Here is an 18,062-nt window from a genome sequence, read left to right on the forward strand (position 1 = left end):
AACTTTATAAGGCGTGGAGTTCAAAGTGGTAACCCTGTGATCTTTAAATCTAAGACGAGCGTATTTCTCCCAGTTTATTAAGGAAGAGTATGTATGATGTTATCCAAAGAGAATGAATCAAGAATTATTGAAATGGCGTGGGAAGACCGAACGCCATTTGAGGCAATAGAGCACCAATTTGGTTTAAATGAATCGCAAGTGATTCGTTTTATGCGTAGCCATCTCAAGCTTGGCAGTTTTAAGCTGTGGCGCTCACGTGTTTCTGGGCGCTCGACCAAGCATGTAAAACTACGCAGTTCGGACGTTTCGAGAGGTTATTGTCCAACTCAGTACAAGCATCGTTAAAAGAGGGGATGCCCAACCAGTATCCCAAATCAACACACAGATATGGGAAATGAAAGGAATGAAACAATTTTTCGCTCTACTTATAGTGCTGCTTAGTTTCGGCATCAGTCATGTTCAAGCGAATGATACGCGGCTTAAGCAAGCTTACGAAAACCATCAAAGTGATGTTCAAGTACGTGGCTCAGGTACGGTGTATCGAGTACTGCCAGATGATAATAAAGGCTCTCGACATCAGAAATTCATTTTGCAACTCGATAGCGGACAAACCTTGTTAGTCGCACATAATATTGATTTAGCGCCTCGTGTTCAGGGACTGGCAAAGGGCGATCGAGTTGAATTTTATGGTGAATATGAATGGAACAAGAAAGGTGGCGTAATGCACTGGACGCACAAAGACCCTCGTAATCATCACACTCATGGTTGGTTGAAGCATAACGGGAAAGTATACGAGTAAACACCTCCGAGACTTTTCCCTTCAAGGCTATAAGATAAAAAGGAATTTTGATGTTTAAGCTGGAAACTGACAGGTTGATTCTTCGAGATATGAGTATCGAAGACGAGTGTGCCTTTGTTGCGATCTCTCAAGACGCAAAGTATCAGCGTTTCTATGATGAAAGTGATTGCGAACCTAACAAATATCGAGAGCTAACTCAGTTGTTTGTTGCGCAGGCTTTGGAAGTGCCTCGCCAGTCCTATCAGCTAGCGGTTGAAAGCAAAGACTCGGGGAAGTTTATTGGAACCGTTTGTTTGCGCCTTGGGGGCGATAAACAAGCTTCGATGGGCTGTGCTTTCTCAAGGGAAATTCAGGGAAAAGGGCTTTCTATAGAAGCTTCTGAAGCCCTCGCTGATTTTGGTTTCTCAGAGTTAGGCATACACCGTATCTACGCTGAAACCATCAGCAAGAACTTGGCTGCGATTAAATTATGTAAGTCACTGGGAATGAAACAAGAAGCGTGTTTTAAAGATCATCGATTCTTCAAAGGTCAATGGTGGGATACAGTTGTATTGGCGGTTGTTCGATCTGATTGGGGAAAGGCTTAGTGATGGAAAGTGAAAGGCTCAAATTAACCCCTCCATCATTAAAATACAGCGAAGAGATGTGTGAGGTGATAAATGAGTGCAAGGCCGAGTTTTCCCCATTCTTACCTTGGGTTTCTGATTCTCTAACTAAAGAGCAGCTAGAACTTAACATTCAAGATGCTACCAATAATTTCGCCAACTTTACTGGCGAGTTCTGGTTCAATATTATTGAAAAGCAAACAGGGGCATTTATCGGGGCTATTGGCTTTATGATCAGAGACGATACTGTCCCTTACTTTGAAATCGGCTACTGGTTGCAAACATCAAAAACGGGCTTGGGTTACGTGAGTGAAGCTGTCCGAATTATCGAAGAATATGCATTCACTCAAAAAGGTGCGAAAAGAGTCGAAATTAGGATGGCAGGCTCGAATCTTAAAAGTCAGGCCGTGGCCAAACGATGTGGCTATCAACTTGAAGATCGCTTAGCCAATGATCGACGTTTGCCATCAGGAGATATGGACAGCACGCTCGTTTACGCCAAAATAAGCCAGTCTTAAATGTGTGCTGTTGATTCTTAATGTGTGGCACTTTTATTGAGAGAAACCGTAAATTCCCAAGTACTCTGAAAGACCAACATTTAGCGCTTAGTTATCTGGCTCATCGTCTACAGTGACGTCACCATTCATTGAGTTGTAGTCAATGGAAATTCCCGGTACGACTCGATAATGATAGATACACTGATCCGTCTGTATATATTCAGCGATGTAGTCTGTATCTGTAGGCGAATTAAAGCTAGAAACACTAGGGGGATCAAGAAGTAGAGCGCCCCACACCGAAATGCAATCTTCGGTATTGTCCAGTCTTGGAAAGTCTTCTTCTGCGTACCATTGCTGGGCTGGATATCCCCATTCATTGAAATCGAGCTGACCTGTTGCAGATTCATCATAGATAGGTACATTCGTAGATGCACCGCCACCGTTTGAGGTTAAATTTTTTGAATAGGCAAAATCGACACCTGTTTTAAAAGAAGCGCCAGTGCCTTTCACAACTGCAATATGAGAATCAGTACTTACGTTGAGGAACCTTGGAGCAGCAGTTACGGCGAGTATTCCAAGGATCACAATAACGACAACAAGCTCAATAAGTGTAAAACCGTTCTTTTTCATTTAGCACCTCTTTTTAAGGCCGCTAGTATGCATTATAAGTTACTCTTACCAAAGGGAATATCCTTGTTTTAGTGGTAATTTAAATGCTCAATAATGAATGTTGTGATTAAGGTAACTTATATTTTATAAATTCAATGCGTATGGTTTAAGTGCTGTGTATCTCACTTTGATATTAATTTTAGTTCTATGAAGGTTTGGCAATTAATGAATATCGTTGAAACGGTAAAGCTTCATCTTTCAGACGTTGGTTATCCAGAGGCTAGTGTTAAAACAGGGCAGGTTCGATCTATATCGGCGCTCGTTTTTAAAACCATCAAAAACAAAGATATCTCAAATGTTTTGTCCCTGTGTACTCAATTGCTTGAAGAAAGGGATTGGGCGTTAGGTGTTATTGCTTACGACTGGGCTTTTAGAGTAAGAAAACAATATTCGAAAGAAACGTTTCCAATCTTTGAGCATTGGTTAATGGAGTATGTCACTGACTGGAATGATTGTGATGACTTCTGCACTCATGCGTTTGGTGAGTTACTGTCTCAATACAATGAGTTGTTCGAACTCACAACCAAATGGGTCGAACATTCGAATTTTGCTGTACGTAGAGCTGCTGCTGTCATCTTAATTTATCCGATCAATCAGAATCGATACTCAGCGTTGGCTCCGCTTTGTGTAGCAGACCTATTGCTAGAAGATGGACATGACCTCGTGCAGAAAGGATATGGTTGGATGCTTAAAGTCCTCAGTAAAAAGGAACCTCAACAGGTTACTGGTTATTTAAACGCTAAGCATACCGCAATACCGAGAGTTGCTTTTCGCTACGCGATTGAAAAGTTGGACGATAAAACTAAGCGAGAGTTAATGTTACTTTAACCACTGGCACTCCTCAAATCATCATCAGAATCCGGTGCGATTAATTATAACGATTAAAATAGGAACCCAAGGTGCAAGAACAAACTAGAGGACTCGATCGAGAAGGGTTCATTCAAAATTTTTATTCGCCAAAGAACATTGCGCCTGAATTTCAAGACGTGGTGTCAGCAGTCGTTGATTCGCTGCTAAGAGAACTTCCAGGTCAAGTTGATGGTATCTACTTGTATGGAAGCGTGCCTAGAGGAACGGCCATTGTTGGTAGCTCTGATTTGGATGTTTCTATCGTACTCGCTACGCCTGTTGGTCAGAGAGAAAAGGAAGTATTTAACCTACTTTCCGACACCATACCCCAAACCTATCCTCAAGTGACTAAGCTTGATATTGATCCAGGGTCTCTCTCAGAGGTTCTGCAGCCCAACGAAGAATTCCATTGGCAGTTTTGGCTCAAGCATTGTTGCTGTTGTATTTGGGGGAATGATCTATCTATAAAGTTTCCACGATATAAGCCCAGTAATGAAATAGCCCAAGCTCTTAATGGCGATTTATCGACTTTTCTTAAGCAAATGCCCTCGAGTTTCAAAACAATGACTGATGCGGATATCGTTAAGGTAATTGGTAAAAAGTTAGTGCGAGCGGCGTATTATTTTGTGGCCGAGCAAGACGGCAGTTGGTACACCAATCTGAGCCAGTGCGCTGCAGTCGCCAAGCGCTATTACTCCAATCAAAGCGACGATATTGAGCTAGCTCATCAATACGCTCTCGGAAATTTGATATCTAAAACAGAAGCTTTTGAATTGTATGAAAGGCTGAGCAAAGAAATTAATCTAAGTTAAGATTTTACACTTGCTGTAAACGTAAACGTAAACGTAGCCGTCGTTGTAACTGTTTAAGAAAAAATCTGATGAATATGAGTCACAAGTGATTCGTATTATGCACAGTCATTTGAAGTTGGGCAGTTTTAAGCCTTGGTGCTCTGTTATCGAGATTGGATTAGTACAACTTAGTGGGTGATGAGGTCATCATCCCACTAAGTGAGTGCACGATGGTACAGTTTTACTTTACACGTACCTGCCTTTTTAAAGGCTTTTAAGGTGAGTTGAACTGTTGTTTCTGCTGGCGCTTTATTCCTTTAATACTAACTAAGATAGGTCACGCACAGCACGAACATAGTTTTCAATTCGAATGACATCACCTTGGGGGCCATGTCCATTCGGGTAATCTTTTGCATCTCCTGTTTTAGGTTCTGCTCGTTGTGCGCCTGCGCCATGTACATCAAGTAGAGTGCGGGTCTTTGAATGTGGTCTTTTCATGTATCCTAAGCATTCGCCGAAACAGAAGTAGGCGGCTTGTGACTGAGACTTTGGACCTACTCGGAGGTGAGTGGTACTACTCCAGAATGCAGGGTAGTTCAGCTTTCCTTGCTCATCTTTAATTGAGGAAATTGAAAATACGGGACTAATTGCAGCAGAGTTTGTTGCTTGAGGCGAGCGGGTATAATCGACAATCGTTTGAAGTTCTTTAATAGTGGGTAAACGCCAGTCACTATGACCTAAGTGTTCTTCAGCGTTTAAATGACCTATCCACTCTTTAGCCTCTGACCAATCCATTGCTTTTTTACTGTCTTGTTTTGCCCACATGAGTCGTGTTGCAAGGTCAGTGACTGTTTGGTCATTGTTCTCTTGAAAGTTATTTTGACCGTAATCGATATTTCCACGAACTAAACGAACCGTGAACTTATTCTCTTGTTTGGTGCGTGGGTGGACAAGTGGATACCCTTTAATTCGTCCATCTGCAAAGTTAACGCCAAAGACCGCTTTGTCTTTGCCCATAACTTTACCGGTATAAACAGATGTGGTTAGATACTGTGAATCAATTACTCGCTTTCCATTAGTACCGTAAGCAAAATCAAAGGTATCGATATCAATGAAAGGCTTTGCGCCATCAGGAACCGTATACATATCTCGATTACTTGCATCGATGCCTGTAAACAATATTAGTGAATACAATTCCTTTATATTTGGGACTCGCCAATCGTTATAATCACCAATATTCGCCGATTCTGCATATTCAATGGCATCTTTAAAGCTCAACACTTTATAGTTTTTTTGCCACATCAAGCCTGTGATCTTATCGGTGACAGTGTTGTCGTTGTTATTCTGATACTGAGTGCTGTCTATTGAAACGACAGGATAACTGGCTAAGTTATTGGAAGTCGTTGGTGCTGTTTGGGCAAAAGGAGACGTAGCCGCACAGCAAGCAGTTGTGATAAGAACTTTTCGTATTAAAGTAAACATAAATATCCTTATAAATGTGAATTCGTTATGTATTTATTAGTTAGTCGTTTTGTTTCCACAATTTAATGACATAAGATCATCGCTAAAGATAACTTCACCCTTATATTGCTGTTCGATAATTTTCATACTCGCGGACTTATCAATTTTACCGAGTACAAAGTGGGTATAAACAAGCTTATTAATATTGGCATCTGCTGCTATTTGACTGGATTCTTTTATATTTAAATGAGCATGTTGTTTCTTACCCTTTTGGGCTCCATTTTTTCTTTCTGATTTGAGTGTCTTATTACGTTGTTTCTTCCCTCTTTTATTCATGATCATTCCACCTGAGTCAATGATCAAACAGTTGGCATCTTTAGCAAATTTCGCAACGCCAGGGCCAGCACTCAAGTCTCCTGTTATGACAACGGATTGATCACGATAATCAAATCTGTATGCGATCGATTCGATGGTGTGCGGAACAGAAAGAGTCGAGACTTTTATTTCATCAACATTAAAACGGTCACCACTTTTTAGCTCACGGATAGTAAGGTGATCTAACCTTTCATCTAAAGAACGTTGAGTTTTACCAAGGCGGTAATCTAGATCTTGGTCATATAAATTAATGTTATTGTTGACAAAATCTTTCGTTTGTTTAGGTCCAGCAACAAGAAAGTCTCCACGACCAAGTAAAGTGGAAGTGAATATAAGAGAAAAGTCGGCGTTGTGATCTAAGTGGTGGTGAGTGAAAAGAATGGCGTTCATCTTACGCCCATCGACACCATGTTTTTCTAAATTACGTTTAACGCCGTCTCCCATATCAATCAAGATTTGAGTGCCCCCTTGAGTGATTAACACACCAGCACTGACTCGTTCTGGATTATAATCAGGAGAGCCGGAGCCTATAATGGTGGTATTCATTTGGGGGGATTGAGCATACGCTATATTAGCTAAGCCAAATGCGGCAATGATAATTACACTTCGCTTCAGTTCATCCATGAGAGCCTCTAATTCTAGGTTAGTAAACTCATTGCATTTTAGGGTTTACTATAGATAAATAACACGCTCTTTACTGAACATTACGTATCACTTACTTACCTTTACAGAAGCTATAAATATTAATAAAAATGATGAGTTTATTATCTAGGCCCTAAATTGAATAATACAAGAATCTTGGGAGAGGGAAGGACGTTCTAAGTGACATTCATGAGTGGGTCATCCTCATACAATAAGATCACGCCGAGCTGTCGTGAGTTACCGAGAGCAGCAATATTAATACCCTTGAGATATTAGACTATTGTTAAGTTAAAGCGATACTCGTCGAGGGTTTGGAAATGACAAGATTTTTGTTGGTAATATTGTTTGTGCTTATTTCTTCTGGTTGCGGAACCAGTGACAGTGCTTTGATTGATAGTGGTCATAACGAGTCTTACATACAAGGCTTCCATGACGGTAGGCATAGTGGAATGCAAGAAACTGGTAATAGTTTTGAAGACTATATAAAAGATCAAAATCGCTTCAATTCAGATGCCGATTACAAGCAAGGGTGGCTTGCCGGTGAGTCCGAAGGTAAAAAGCTTCAAGATGAAGCAACTTCGATTGGCAAAGGTTTAGCCGGTAGTTATCCACAAAAGAATAAATCGACGAACTCTGATGACGTAGCCAAAGAAGCATTGAAAAGTATCGATACATCTGGGTTGGAGAGCTTGGAGTAGAGGTAATTAGCAAACACGTAGGGCTTCTATCGCTTTTACAATAACGCTTCCCATAGAAGATAAGATGAGGAAGGTGACAGTGATTTATTTCAGTGTATTGCGCGAGATTTACGACGTTTTTGAGGGCTCAAAAACGGTGAAACCCCGATGTTGGTAGCATCGGGGTTTCGAATTTCTAGATTTCTCGACTGGTAAGATCGATTATCTTTTCTATGCAGAAGGCTTGGATTAATCCAATCTTATTCCTTGGTAGGGAATTAGATACGGATGAAGTCCATGTGCTCAACTTTAGGCTTGAACGCGTGACGTTGAACGTCTTGCGGCTTAACCTTAACTTCTGCGCCGTCAATCAACAGAGTGATTGCTTCGTAGAATTCAGGCTTATCCATTTGGTTGATCACTTCAGCGTGAACAAGTTCGATAGCTACAGCTGCTGCTTCGCCACCGTAGATTACTGCTGGGAATTTACCAGTGTGACGTAGGCGGCGGCTCGCACCTTTACCTAGTTCAGTACGTACTACTGCTTCAAATTTCATAGTTTTACTCTCAAATTAGTAAAAATTAACTTCACACCTCAATGCGACCTTGAGTGTGTGGTAATGCTTAGGCATAAACGAGTTCATGCTTAAGCGAGCGCGGATACTAACATCACATTCAAATCTGAGCAAGTCAGAAGCCCATCTCAAAGTGAATTTCCTTCGATAAATGATTCGTTTGGAGATAAAACGTTCACTAACTCTTATTTACCCCGTTTTATCGTCTTTTACATTGCCATTCTTATCTATTTATATCACCGCTAAATCATCAAGTTAATGAACGGAAAATGAATGTTTGCCTAAGACTTGGTTAAGGCTTGGTTGGTTAATCTTAGTGTTAATTAAACAGCAGAATGAATAGGTGAAAATATGGAACCAGTAAGCATTGTCGTAATTACGCTAAACGAAGAGAAACGCATTAGCCGCTTAATGGAAGAGTTGAGTGTGCAAACCCACCAAGAGTTTGAAGTGATTGTTGTCGACTCGAACAGTGAAGACAACACAAGGGACGTTGCGCAAGCCTATGAAAACGCGTTGCCAAAATTAACGGTTCATCATATGGAAAATCGTGGTGTGAGCCTTGGACGAAACACAGGAGCTTCATTGGCGCAATACAACAGAATCCTTTTCTTAGATGCTGACGTGAGCTTGCCCCGAAACTTTCTTGCGAAAGCGCTTTATGAACTAGAGGAGAAGAAGCTTGAAGTTGCGGGTGTGTACATGAGTTCGAAAGGTCTGCCGCTTGTACACAAGTTTGGTTACGGCTTATTTAACGCAGGCTTATTTACTACCCAGTTCTTTTTCCCGACGGCGATTGGCGCATGTATTTTCTCGACTAAACGCGCGCATGATGAGATCGGCGGTTTCGATGAAGATATCGTACTGTGTGAAGACTGTGACTACGTAAAACGTGCGAGCAAGACATGGCGATTTAGATTCCTGAATATGACTTTTGGTTTTGACCCACGTCGATTAGACCAAGATGGCGTTGTGAAGACAGGCTCAACTTATCTTAAAGCCAATGTAAGACGCTTCTTCAAAGGCGAAATGCGTAACAACGAGATGAACTACAAGTTTGGTCACTACAAAGAACAGTAAGTATTGAGGTTGTTATGTTTGATGGACTAGGGCTGTTTCTGGGGGCATTGGGTGATGCTCTCATTGGCCCAAACCTATTTGTACCGGGAGAGCCCTTCTTTATCGCAGCGGGCTTTCAACTGTATTCAGGTGCATGGATGGCGTTGGTTTTGGTGATGCTAGGTGGTTTGCTTGGTGACCAACTCAGTTATTTCATTGGTTATAAATACGGTGCTAAGGCGCAACGAAGGCTCATTAAGTTTCGCCCTAAAACCAAAAGATTAATTGCGCGCTGCCGCTATCTGGTTGCTCGCAAAGGCACATACATCATTCTTTTTGCTCGTTTATTAGGGCCTATCGCTTGGGTTGTGCCATTTATAGCTGGCTCGCATCGTGTACCGTGGCGTAGTTTTAGTGTGTTGGCGTTTATCGGCTTGGCTCTTGGTGGTGGACAGTTCATTGCTTGGGGCATGTTACTGGCGCACGGCGTTGAAAACTTCCCGTGGCTTAATAGTCTTAAGATATTTATCTCTGAGCATAATAGCTTGATCGTCGGTGTGTTCGCAGTATCGGTTTTCACCATTATTGGTTATCGAATGAAGTGGCGACGCTTGGTGCTTAAATCCAGTGCACTTTTGTTGGCATGGGTATTGTTTGCGAATTACGCTCACTTTTTCTGGAAGGCCGATGATTTTCAGAATCAACCAGAGACGGCTCAAATTGACAAAGTCGACTGGAATTCGGTTACCTATAAAGCGTTCCCTGGCAAATCTTCGTTTTACTCGGCACAAGCGATCAACGTAATTTATGTTGGAGCAACCCCAAGAGATTTAATGAAGCAATTAGGCTGGATAGAGAATCAAATTTTCTCTCGAAATGAGATTGAATGGGTTGGTTACCTCGCATTGCTTAGAGACAAAACGCCGCCAGTGTCCGATTTATATTGGAGAGACAAGCCGCAAGATATGGCGTTTCAATTACCGGGTAACTTGATGAAGCGTAGCCATATTCGCTGGTGGCGTGCTGGTGTTGATATTAAAACTAACCAGCCTCAGTGGTTAGGCGCAATTAGTTATGATGATGGCCTTAAAGTCACCCCTTACTCGGGTATTGTTACCATACTTCATAACATTGACCCTAATGTTGATGAAGAGCGAGATAGGCTCGCTAATCAGATACGAACGTCATTACCAGATATTGATCTAGACAAGTATCCATTGGCGACGGTGGAAGTGATCGATGAAGATCATGATTACTATACAGACGGCAATATTCTTGCGATTGGTTGGCCGAGTTAGGTTTTAATAATGCGTGCAAGTTTAAAACAATATATTAACTAGCATCGTTTAAGTATGCGATTTGTCCGAGCCATTGTTTTGCTGAACTATCAAACTCCCCACCGACTAAAGACGTCAGCAACGGTTTGGCTTCGTTATATTCGTGTAGTTCAAAGTGAGCGATGGCTTTTAATAGTTGCCATCGTTGATTTTCCGGTTGCTGAGTGAGCAGTTCTGCTATCAGTGAAATCGCACGTTCCCATTTCTGCTCTGAGTAGGCTAGCTGAGCTCTTGTCGCCAATACATTTGTGTTAGAAAGTGATTTCAGAAGCTGCATCGCTTTATTTCGCTGTCGTGATCGCAGTAAAGCATGAAGCCTTAATTGATCAACCTTATCTCGGTATTCAGGTGAGGGTATGAAGTTATTGAGTGTTTGGTAAGCAAGTGCTGGCGTCTCTGATCCGATCTGCAGTTGTGCTAAAAGAATACGCTGTTGATCCGTAATTTTTCCTAACCTTTTTACGACAGAAAGTGCAATGATCGCCTGTTGCTTTTCTCCGTGCTGTACACTTGCTTGAGCCAAGCGGGACCAATAGATATCTCTGCTGGGAAAAAGTTCGGTAACTTCAAGCAGTAATGCGTGTTCATTGTCAAAATCTTCCAAGCGTTGATAACTAGCAAGTAGAAGCTGATAACGTTGCTCTGTTCCATCCAATGTTATCGCCTCTTTCATAATCGATGCAGTTTGTTGCCATTGCTCAATTTGATAAGCACTGTGCCCAGCAATGGTGTAAACCTCAGAGGTTTGTGAGGCTGTGAGTTTGCTTTTTTTTATAGAGTTCTCTGATAAATGCAAGTCTCGCCATTCAATGAATTTATTTAACGCACTAAGGTGACGCTGGTTTTGATAGTTGAGCTGTACCGCGAGGCGTAAAAGTTGTTCTTTGTTAGCAAGGTTTTCTGTGAGCATCAACAGCTCATTAGTTCTATCAAGCGCACACTTGACCATTTCAAGCTTCAAACAAGCTTGTAAATAAAGACTCTTGGTGAGCTCTTTAGTTTCTGTACTGGCACTTTGATGATTGTCGTGAAATCGAGCAAAACTATCGATACTGATGTCATTGCGCTCCAGAAAACGGCTGAGTTGTTGATAGCGTTCAAAAGTTTCTACGCTTACTTGAGCGTGTGTCATGCAGCTAAATAAAGCCAAGCAGAGCAGAGCAGCTTTTTTCATGATGTTAATCCTCTAGGCTGTAATTTACAGTGACTTGCTGCCATTGCTCTCCAGACTTTGGAGGCACAAACTTCCAACGCATGACAGAGCGTAGTGATGAACGCAGGAAGACGCCTTTCGGGGTTTCTTCAACAATCTCATACTGGGTCGGTTTGCCTTGTTGATTTATTAATAAGGAGAAGATGATATGGCCTTCTATGCCATTGCGTTTTGCTTTGGCTGGGTATGTCGGTGAGATTTGGTAAGTTGGCTTAGCTACGACTACTTTTGTTTGAAAGTCACTTCCTTGTTGCACACCTTGTCCAGAGTACGAAAAATCAAACGTCAAGTGGACATCTAGTTCATCACTCGGCTTAAACGTTACTTCTGGTAGAGTCACTAAGCTCTCCATATCGGGTATAGAGAAGTTCACCAAAGCTGGGCGGCTAGGAGCTGATGTGGGTGCTGAGGCGGCAACAATTGGATTGCTGACCTCTAGGTCCTCTTGTTTTTTATGAGCAGAAATCGTTTGAACGTACGTTGGGTGTTTGATCCGATCTGGACTCACATCATGTGTTGAGATCAGCAAGTGCAAAAGTGTAACCAGCACAAGATTGATGATCATAGCCGCCAGCAAGATACTAACCCACTTAGGTTTACTGGTCTTGGGTAGCGATAGCAACATTGGTAAGTCCTGATAAGCGCAGTGTGTCAATAATGGAGATAAGAGTACCGGTATCTAAACTTCGGTCGGCATTAACTATTGCATTGGTTGTTTGGCTATTCGTTAATTGTGCTTTCACTTGAAACTGCAATTGACTTAGGTTGATGTTTTGTCCGTTAAACCAAATATTTTGGTCACGATCGACACTTACGGTCAGAATTTTTGACTCGGATTTTAGTGTAGAGCTGGATGCGCTGGGTCTATCCACTTCTATGGTAGACTCTTTTTGAAAATTGGCGGACAAGATGAAAAAGATAAGAAGAATAAACACCACGTCAATCAACGGAGTCAAGTCTACTTGAGGTGATTCTTCTCTGTCTGTGAAGGATTTAATTTTCATAAAATTTCCATTGATGTGTGTAGTGGTCAATGAGTTTTTGTTGTTGTCTTTTTAGATTGTAAGCCAGGTACATGCCTGAGAGCGCCGCGAGTAAGCCTGCCAACGTTGTTAACATCGCCTGGCTAATACCATTAGATACTGCGCTTAATACGTCGTCACTATTAAGTTGTTTGAAACAGTCCATCATGCCGTCGACAGTGCCAAGTAGCCCAAGCATAGGAAGAATACGAACAAATAGATGGATTTGACTTAGCCCTGTATTTAGGTGGAGTCTAATTTGACTTATCCATCCTTGCTTCAAGTAGCGGCGCTGCGTCGAACTGATTTTGGTGTACTGAGCCAATGTCTGTTCAATTTTTGAGGCTAAGTCCATGCGCCTAAGTACATGGAAGCGTGAGTAGCATTGAATGATTAGCCCCCACATGACCAGCGATATCAAACCGATAGACCACATAATAGGATGGTCCATTGGTAGGCGAGCACTCAATAGTTGTTCTAACATGCTTCGCGTTTTCCATAGCGTATATCGACAACTAAACTGGTGACTTGATGCTCTAAAATCTCGGCAAGTTGCAGTGCTTGGTTTTTAACTAAGCAATGAATTATCAATAAAGGAACAGCAACAAGCAGCCCAAGCTTGGTTGTGAGTAGCGCCTCTGCAATTCCACCAGAGAGTAAGTCACCATTTGTTACACCTTGAGCTGTGATCACTGAAAATGTTTCAATCATGCCGCCAACGGTACCTAACAAACCCATGAGAGGCGCAATTGCAGCTAATACGGCGATTGTTCCCACCCCTTTATGTAGCCAAGGCATCTCGCGACTAATGTTTGCATCTACCACATCTTCCATTTCTTGGTCGGTAGCGCATTCTTTAAGTTGAATGAGGACACGACCTAAAATATTCTGATCAGAAAGATTATTTAGCTTGGTGGTTTGGTGAGTAACGGCTCTTTTTTCTTTGGTCAGTGTGACTAAACGAGTGAAGCCGATTGTAAAACCAACCACAGCAAGCAAAGCGATGAGTAAGCCAATAATCCCAGCAGCCATATAGGACTCATACCACCTAGGTTGTTTTGCGATAGCCTCAAAGCCTAAACCAAAGTTTGGGTCGATGATCCACTGATTCGGGGTTAAGTCCATTTGGGGCGGGGGAGTAATTTGTCGCCATTGCTTACGGGCGCCATCAAAGGTCAGCCAACCATACTCCACAGAATATTGATTAAACGCACCTGTTTGCTGAATGTTTATACGTTCTACTTTACCGCTAGGCATTAATAGTTCGCCAACATATTCTCTAGGTTGACTGGCCTCTGAGAATTGTTGAACCATGATGAGCCAAAGCGTCTTGATGTTCGTGATATTGAATTGACTTTCTTGTATCGGCTTTGGTTCCTTAACATCAAACCAAGTCGCTAGGGGTTTGTTGTTTGCAACAAAGTTCCTTTGTTGAGCTGCGGTGAGGTCGATGACTTCAACAATACCTGCTCGTGCTGCTTCAACTTGTTTTTGTTTGTCGCGAAGTCTTTGTTGAAGTTTAAGAAGTTCTTCTTCAAGTTGTCCATTGCTCTGATTGAGCATTTTAAGCTGATACCGCTGAGCGTTGACTTGGTCACTAACTTCAGACAACTTACTTTGTTTACGTGACTTTAGCTGTTGATAGCGTTGCACATCATTTTTGTTATCGCGTTCGACACGTTCAAAGATCGCTTGGAGTGTTTCATACTGAGCTGGCTTATCTGATGTAGTCTCTCCTGCCGCTGGTTCAATACCCAACACTGTCATTAAGCTGACTATCAACATCACATAACAATGAGTTTTCCAGCTGCTTTGTTTCATGATTCGTTCATTTTTCATGACTATAGCGCCTTTGGAAGTGTTAGGAGTGGATATGCACTACCACCATTAAGGGCAGTGATTGCTTGGCGAAGTTGCTCAGTTTCGTTGTTTGTTAAAATTACCCATCGCTGCTCTTTCGAGTGCCATACGCCTGCTTTTGAAGCATCGAGAGACAGATAGTAGTACCCCAAACGTCCCACTCTTAGGTATTGAACCTCTTGAATAGGGGATAATCGGCCAAACCATGATTTTACTTGAGTGCCGTATTGGATCTCTGTTTGATACGCGATCAGAATACGCTCAAGTTTTTCGGCGTCGCTCAATTGCGGGTTATCTAAATCAGAGTTGATTTGTGTAATTCGCTCAAGTCTTCGTTGTTTATCGAAAGGAAGATCCGCCTTTACAAGCGCTTGGAGTGTGTTGGTCATTCGCTCCAATAGGGGGTATAGGTTGACCTTTGTTTGACGAATATTATCCATTTCTTGTTCTAGCTCATCGACTACCCCCTTTAGCTGCAGCAATTGTTTGTGCAGTTGCTGCTCATATCGTGTTTGTAATCGTATCTCGTGATCCAAGTTTCTCGTTATTTCGCGCTGAAGCTGAGTTTGATCGTCGATGGCTTCAATATGCTTCTGAGTAGTGGAAGATGATTCAATATAATCAATTTGCTTTTGAAGGTTTTGATTAGTGATTGATGCTGCAAAAGATGTGTTTTGCAGAAATATTAAGCAGATTGCTAATGGCGTAAATCGGATTTGAATCATCAGTATTCTTACTGTCTTTGGTTGCTGTTATTTAAAATAACGATGTTTAAACGAGAGAATGATAATTGTTTTTATTTATAAGGGAAGGGTTATTTTTTCTTGTTCTCTTGGTTTTATTGTTTAATCCTTTGATTTTAAATGAAAATAAATTTTATTTTATTAGATAAATCGTAATATTTTCTAGAAGAGGTACTAAGTTCTAGTCTTTTTCATTTTATCGATTGCCTTAACAAAATTAGATTTCTATAAAAATAATTATGTTAAAAAATTGTATGCCATTAAAGTTCTAGTAGAGTTTTATTCTAAATGGTATTAATTATCATCTTCGTTTGGGTATATAAAGGTTTCAGAAAGGTTCGGTAGGTTTTATAAGTCTGGTGAATGTTAATGTTTTGCTAACAAAAAACGTGTAGCAGTGAATTCTTCTTTGCTTATAGGTATGTGTAGTGGGATTTACTTACTGAATAACTTATTGTTAGTATTAATGATAATTATTATCACTTAGACCTTTTGAAATGCACCCTTTTAATAAAACCATACTTGCCGCGACCATTGCGTCACTCTGTTCTGTGTCCAGCGTTTATGCGGAAACAGAACAAACATCGAATACTCAAGCTGATCTTACCGTTAATGTCACTGATACAAGAGATGATGATCTTTCAACTAAACAGACGCTTGATGCTGATGATATTAAAGATACACCGTCATCAAACGGGAACTTGACCGACTACCTAAAAGACAATCCAAATGTGCGTTTTGCTGGTGGTGATTTAAATGGTTTTCAAGGTGGTGAAATTAAACCTGCTTCTGTGTCTATTCATGGCGCAGATCCATCACAAACGGCTTATCTTGTTGATGGTGCAAACGTCAATAATGATCTTGATCCAAGCGGTATTTTATCTAGTTTGTTTGATGGAACGGCGGGCACTATTCCTAGCGTTAGTTCTGGGCAGGCGTATTACTTTGATGCGAATTTATTAGGTGGCGTAGAGGTTTACACATCAAATGTTCCAGCACATTTAGGTGGCTTTACGGGTGGTGCTATTGATGCTCAAACGCGCAAGTATAGCGGTGAAGATCGTGTAAGGTTGAGCTATCGCACTACTCAATCAGATTGGGCTGAAATGCAAGTTGATAGCAATATTAAATCTGATTTAGAAAATGCGACTCCAAATGGATATGGTGCAGATTATCAACCTGATTACAAAAAAGATTTCTTCAGCGTTATGGCTGAACAGTCTCTAACAGACGACATCGGCATGGTTGTTGGTTTTAGTCGTCGTGAGTCAGACATTAATCAGAAGCGTTTAATTAACAAAGCCGGAGAAACTGATTTTAGGGATCATACTCGTCAGTCAGATAACTTCCTCACTAATTTTAATTGGATACCAAGTGTTGACCGCAGCCTTGAAGTTGGATTTCGTCTATCTGATTATGAAGAAGGGAAATACTATGCAACTAACTTGGACGGAAACGTAAAAGATACGCATTTGGCTTATGGTTCAACTATCAAGTGGAATCAACGTCTTGGTTCTGGGGCAATATCAGCGACGGTTATCTACGATAAGTTTCAAGATGAGCGCGAATCGAATTCTACTTATGCTGTTGTAACAAGTGATTTAGATAATGAAATGGACTATGAGGAAGGTGGCTATGGAGATAGTCAACTGACTCAACAGAATGTCGAGTTGAAACTGGATTACGATTTCGATCGTATGGAGTTAGCTGGTACTTCTCACTTACCTTCTATTGGTGCTAGCTATCGAAAAACGGACTTTGATTTTAATCGTGATGAGGATGCAACTCAGAGAATTGTGACTTACTTCTACGGTATGGTAATCGACGATCGCACGAGCACTGCGAGTAAAGGTACTGTCTCTACCGACTATCAAGATTACGCATTTTATGCTCAAGATATTATCAAATGGAATGACTTTACATTCCGACCTGGTATTCGTGTAGATCAAGATGACTACCTTGAAAATACCAATATTGCCTATCGCTTCAGCAGTTCTTGGACTGCAACAAATGATACAACGCTGAATTTGGGAGCTAACCGTTACTATGGCCGCTCGTTTGCCATGATGAAACTTGCTGGCGAAATCTTAAAGTTGAATGGCGATGAAACGCGAGATTACGAGTCGATTAAAAATCTAGATACTCAGTATTCAGATGAAATCAGCTTTAGTGTTGATCAGGTGGCCGGGAATTTCCTTGTATCAGCAGGCTATGTGTATCGAAACTTTAGAAACACGATAGAACATAATGAAACTAGGGACGGTAATAAGAGAATTTATACTTATTACAACGGCTCGAGCTTCGCAACCGATACGTATACACTTCAAGCCACCAATATCCTTCCATGGGTACTTGGTCCTACCCAATGGTCCACAACCGTGGGCATTGATTATTTGGTTACAGATAGATCTGACATCGAGGATCCTAACCAAACGGTTATCTTTGATGGCAAGTTAACGACCAAAGCTCAAATGGAAAAAGAGGTAAATAGCAACACAGAAGAGTGGGTTGCCCGTTTTGGTCTTGATATGAGAATCCCTAGCTATGATGTGACTTGGGCGAACAAAGTCTACATAAAAGCACCTGTTGATAAATATGAGTATATGTCTACTGATAGCAACAATATTGAGGCGTATCGTCACTATGAATATGGCACCCATACTCAATGGGATACGAGACTACGCTACCAACCAAGCCTATTTGGTACACACTCTGCGTACGTGCAAGTGGACGTACTAAATGTACTTGACCAAGTTCGTAAAGATGAAATAAAAGCGAATCGACAGGGCGATTACGGCATGTACTCCCCAGGCCGTGAATTCTGGCTTGAGCTAGGTTACGAATTCTAATCACTTCTTTTTAATTTTTTTGATAATAGGTGACCAGTG

Annotated in this window: 20 protein-coding genes; 10 read left to right on the forward strand and 10 right to left on the reverse strand. The window is 41.4% G+C overall.

Features of this window, described 5'->3' with window-relative positions:
* Positions 1-93 precede the first annotated feature (93 nt).
* From NX845_RS00955 to NX845_RS00970, 4 genes are read left to right on the forward strand one after another with little or no spacing between them, the layout of a single operon-like run.
* Complete coding sequence (locus tag NX845_RS00955; RefSeq protein WP_017067224.1) at positions 94-345, forward strand: TIGR03643 family protein; 252 nt, start codon at positions 94-96, stop codon at positions 343-345.
* A gap of 58 nt (positions 346-403) precedes the next feature.
* Positions 404-799, forward strand: a complete 396-nt coding sequence (locus NX845_RS00960) for a DUF3465 domain-containing protein (protein ID WP_102446923.1) — start codon at positions 404-406, stop codon at positions 797-799.
* Between the two features lie 50 nt (positions 800-849).
* The gene (locus NX845_RS00965) at positions 850-1,386 is read left to right on the forward strand and encodes a GNAT family N-acetyltransferase (RefSeq protein WP_102446922.1); all 537 of its coding nucleotides are present in this window, start codon (positions 850-852) and stop codon (positions 1,384-1,386) included.
* 2 nt (positions 1,387-1,388) lie between these two features.
* A complete protein-coding gene (locus tag NX845_RS00970; RefSeq protein WP_102446921.1) occupies positions 1,389-1,922 on the forward strand; it encodes a GNAT family N-acetyltransferase in 534 nt (177 codons plus the stop codon).
* 87 nt (positions 1,923-2,009) lie between these two features.
* On the opposite strand, the gene NX845_RS00975 is transcribed toward NX845_RS00970, so the two are convergent.
* On the reverse strand, positions 2,010-2,531 hold the full coding sequence (locus NX845_RS00975; RefSeq protein ID WP_102446920.1) for a type II secretion system protein: 522 nt from the start codon (positions 2,529-2,531) through the stop codon (positions 2,010-2,012).
* Positions 2,532-2,735: 204 nt separating this feature from the next.
* On the opposite strand from NX845_RS00975, the gene NX845_RS00980 reads away from it, so the two are divergent.
* Together NX845_RS00980 and NX845_RS00985 are read left to right on the forward strand one after the other, a co-directional pair.
* The gene (locus tag NX845_RS00980; protein WP_017095882.1) at positions 2,736-3,398 is read left to right on the forward strand and encodes a DNA alkylation repair protein; all 663 of its coding nucleotides are present in this window, start codon (positions 2,736-2,738) and stop codon (positions 3,396-3,398) included.
* A 71-nt stretch (positions 3,399-3,469) separates the two neighbouring features.
* Positions 3,470-4,231: a nucleotidyltransferase domain-containing protein gene (locus tag NX845_RS00985; protein ID WP_102446918.1), complete on the forward strand. Its 762-nt coding sequence runs from the start codon at positions 3,470-3,472 to the stop codon at positions 4,229-4,231.
* A 306-nt stretch (positions 4,232-4,537) separates the two neighbouring features.
* Here NX845_RS00985 and NX845_RS00990 read toward each other — a convergent pair whose 3' ends face one another.
* Together NX845_RS00990 and NX845_RS00995 are read right to left on the reverse strand one after the other, a co-directional pair.
* Positions 4,538-5,692: a DUF1566 domain-containing protein gene (locus NX845_RS00990; RefSeq protein WP_208774055.1), complete on the reverse strand. Its 1,155-nt coding sequence runs from the start codon at positions 5,690-5,692 to the stop codon at positions 4,538-4,540.
* 36 nt (positions 5,693-5,728) lie between these two features.
* Positions 5,729-6,670 carry an MBL fold metallo-hydrolase gene (locus tag NX845_RS00995; protein WP_065681241.1) on the reverse strand — a complete coding sequence of 314 codons (942 nt, stop codon included), beginning with the start codon at positions 6,668-6,670 and terminating at the stop codon, positions 5,729-5,731.
* 365 nt (positions 6,671-7,035) lie between these two features.
* Here NX845_RS00995 and NX845_RS01000 point away from each other — a divergent pair, with 365 nt between their 5' ends.
* On the forward strand, positions 7,036-7,386 hold the full coding sequence (locus tag NX845_RS01000) for a hypothetical protein (protein ID WP_026012311.1): 351 nt from the start codon (positions 7,036-7,038) through the stop codon (positions 7,384-7,386).
* A 257-nt stretch (positions 7,387-7,643) separates the two neighbouring features.
* Here NX845_RS01000 and rplY read toward each other — a convergent pair whose 3' ends face one another.
* Positions 7,644-7,922, reverse strand: coding sequence for a 50S ribosomal protein L25 (gene rplY, locus NX845_RS01005; RefSeq protein ID WP_004734628.1), 279 nt, complete (start codon positions 7,920-7,922; stop codon positions 7,644-7,646).
* A 369-nt stretch (positions 7,923-8,291) separates the two neighbouring features.
* On the opposite strand from rplY, the gene NX845_RS01010 reads away from it, so the two are divergent.
* Both NX845_RS01010 and NX845_RS01015 read left to right on the forward strand, forming a co-directional pair.
* A complete protein-coding gene (locus NX845_RS01010) occupies positions 8,292-9,020 on the forward strand; it encodes a glycosyltransferase (RefSeq protein ID WP_017095886.1) in 729 nt (242 codons plus the stop codon).
* 14 nt (positions 9,021-9,034) lie between these two features.
* Positions 9,035-10,297, forward strand: coding sequence for an LssY C-terminal domain-containing protein (locus tag NX845_RS01015; RefSeq protein WP_260256410.1), 1,263 nt, complete (start codon positions 9,035-9,037; stop codon positions 10,295-10,297).
* Positions 10,298-10,331: 34 nt separating this feature from the next.
* On the opposite strand, the gene NX845_RS01020 is transcribed toward NX845_RS01015, so the two are convergent.
* Genes NX845_RS01020 through NX845_RS01045 form a run of 6 tightly spaced genes read right to left on the reverse strand, consistent with a single transcriptional unit; the run spans position 10,332 to position 15,156 of the window.
* Positions 10,332-11,510, reverse strand: coding sequence for a lipopolysaccharide assembly protein LapB (locus NX845_RS01020; protein WP_017086505.1), 1,179 nt, complete (start codon positions 11,508-11,510; stop codon positions 10,332-10,334).
* A gap of 4 nt (positions 11,511-11,514) precedes the next feature.
* The gene (locus NX845_RS01025) at positions 11,515-12,174 is read right to left on the reverse strand and encodes an energy transducer TonB (protein WP_017086504.1); all 660 of its coding nucleotides are present in this window, start codon (positions 12,172-12,174) and stop codon (positions 11,515-11,517) included.
* Positions 12,146-12,553, reverse strand: coding sequence for a biopolymer transporter ExbD (locus tag NX845_RS01030; protein ID WP_017086503.1), 408 nt, complete (start codon positions 12,551-12,553; stop codon positions 12,146-12,148). The genes NX845_RS01025 and NX845_RS01030 overlap by 29 nt, the downstream gene beginning before the upstream one ends.
* The gene (locus tag NX845_RS01035; protein WP_017086502.1) at positions 12,543-13,055 is read right to left on the reverse strand and encodes a MotA/TolQ/ExbB proton channel family protein; all 513 of its coding nucleotides are present in this window, start codon (positions 13,053-13,055) and stop codon (positions 12,543-12,545) included. The genes NX845_RS01030 and NX845_RS01035 overlap by 11 nt, the downstream gene beginning before the upstream one ends.
* A complete protein-coding gene (locus tag NX845_RS01040; protein ID WP_083994889.1) occupies positions 13,049-14,410 on the reverse strand; it encodes a MotA/TolQ/ExbB proton channel family protein in 1,362 nt (453 codons plus the stop codon). The genes NX845_RS01035 and NX845_RS01040 overlap by 7 nt, the downstream gene beginning before the upstream one ends.
* A 2-nt stretch (positions 14,411-14,412) precedes the next feature.
* On the reverse strand, positions 14,413-15,156 hold the full coding sequence (locus NX845_RS01045) for a DUF3450 domain-containing protein (RefSeq protein ID WP_065681244.1): 744 nt from the start codon (positions 15,154-15,156) through the stop codon (positions 14,413-14,415).
* A 515-nt stretch (positions 15,157-15,671) separates the two neighbouring features.
* On the opposite strand from NX845_RS01045, the gene NX845_RS01050 reads away from it, so the two are divergent.
* Positions 15,672-18,023, forward strand: a complete 2,352-nt coding sequence (locus NX845_RS01050) for a TonB-dependent siderophore receptor (RefSeq protein WP_017086499.1) — start codon at positions 15,672-15,674, stop codon at positions 18,021-18,023.
* Positions 18,024-18,062 lie beyond the last annotated feature (39 nt).

The organism is Vibrio sp. NC2 (assembly GCF_025195005.1).
Classification (GTDB): domain Bacteria; phylum Pseudomonadota; class Gammaproteobacteria; order Enterobacterales; family Vibrionaceae; genus Vibrio; species Vibrio splendidus.

What these genes read in the sequence shown, in the direction of transcription:
- NX845_RS00970 (WP_102446921.1), top strand. Translation starts at nt 1,389, where the DNA reads ATGGAAAGTGAAAGGCTCAAATTAACCCCTCCATCATTAAAATACAGC.
- NX845_RS00995 (WP_065681241.1), bottom strand. Translation starts at nt 6,670, where the DNA reads ATGGATGAACTGAAGCGAAGTGTAATTATCATTGCCGCATTTGGCTTA.
- NX845_RS01015 (WP_260256410.1), top strand. Translation starts at nt 9,035, where the DNA reads ATGTTTGATGGACTAGGGCTGTTTCTGGGGGCATTGGGTGATGCTCTC.
- NX845_RS01035 (WP_017086502.1), bottom strand. Translation starts at nt 13,055, where the DNA reads ATGTTAGAACAACTATTGAGTGCTCGCCTACCAATGGACCATCCTATT.
- NX845_RS00990 (WP_208774055.1), bottom strand. Translation starts at nt 5,692, where the DNA reads ATGTTTACTTTAATACGAAAAGTTCTTATCACAACTGCTTGCTGTGCG.
- NX845_RS01030 (WP_017086503.1), bottom strand. Translation starts at nt 12,553, where the DNA reads ATGAAAATTAAATCCTTCACAGACAGAGAAGAATCACCTCAAGTAGAC.
- NX845_RS01040 (WP_083994889.1), bottom strand. Translation starts at nt 14,410, where the DNA reads ATGAAAAATGAACGAATCATGAAACAAAGCAGCTGGAAAACTCATTGT.
- NX845_RS01020 (WP_017086505.1), bottom strand. Translation starts at nt 11,510, where the DNA reads ATGAAAAAAGCTGCTCTGCTCTGCTTGGCTTTATTTAGCTGCATGACA.
- NX845_RS00965 (WP_102446922.1), top strand. Translation starts at nt 850, where the DNA reads ATGTTTAAGCTGGAAACTGACAGGTTGATTCTTCGAGATATGAGTATC.
- NX845_RS00960 (WP_102446923.1), top strand. Translation starts at nt 404, where the DNA reads ATGAAACAATTTTTCGCTCTACTTATAGTGCTGCTTAGTTTCGGCATC.
- NX845_RS01050 (WP_017086499.1), top strand. Translation starts at nt 15,672, where the DNA reads ATGCACCCTTTTAATAAAACCATACTTGCCGCGACCATTGCGTCACTC.
- NX845_RS01010 (WP_017095886.1), top strand. Translation starts at nt 8,292, where the DNA reads ATGGAACCAGTAAGCATTGTCGTAATTACGCTAAACGAAGAGAAACGC.
- NX845_RS00955 (WP_017067224.1), top strand. Translation starts at nt 94, where the DNA reads ATGATGTTATCCAAAGAGAATGAATCAAGAATTATTGAAATGGCGTGG.
- NX845_RS01045 (WP_065681244.1), bottom strand. Translation starts at nt 15,156, where the DNA reads ATGATTCAAATCCGATTTACGCCATTAGCAATCTGCTTAATATTTCTG.
- NX845_RS00980 (WP_017095882.1), top strand. Translation starts at nt 2,736, where the DNA reads ATGAATATCGTTGAAACGGTAAAGCTTCATCTTTCAGACGTTGGTTAT.
- NX845_RS01025 (WP_017086504.1), bottom strand. Translation starts at nt 12,174, where the DNA reads ATGTTGCTATCGCTACCCAAGACCAGTAAACCTAAGTGGGTTAGTATC.
- rplY (WP_004734628.1), bottom strand. Translation starts at nt 7,922, where the DNA reads ATGAAATTTGAAGCAGTAGTACGTACTGAACTAGGTAAAGGTGCGAGC.
- NX845_RS00975 (WP_102446920.1), bottom strand. Translation starts at nt 2,531, where the DNA reads ATGAAAAAGAACGGTTTTACACTTATTGAGCTTGTTGTCGTTATTGTG.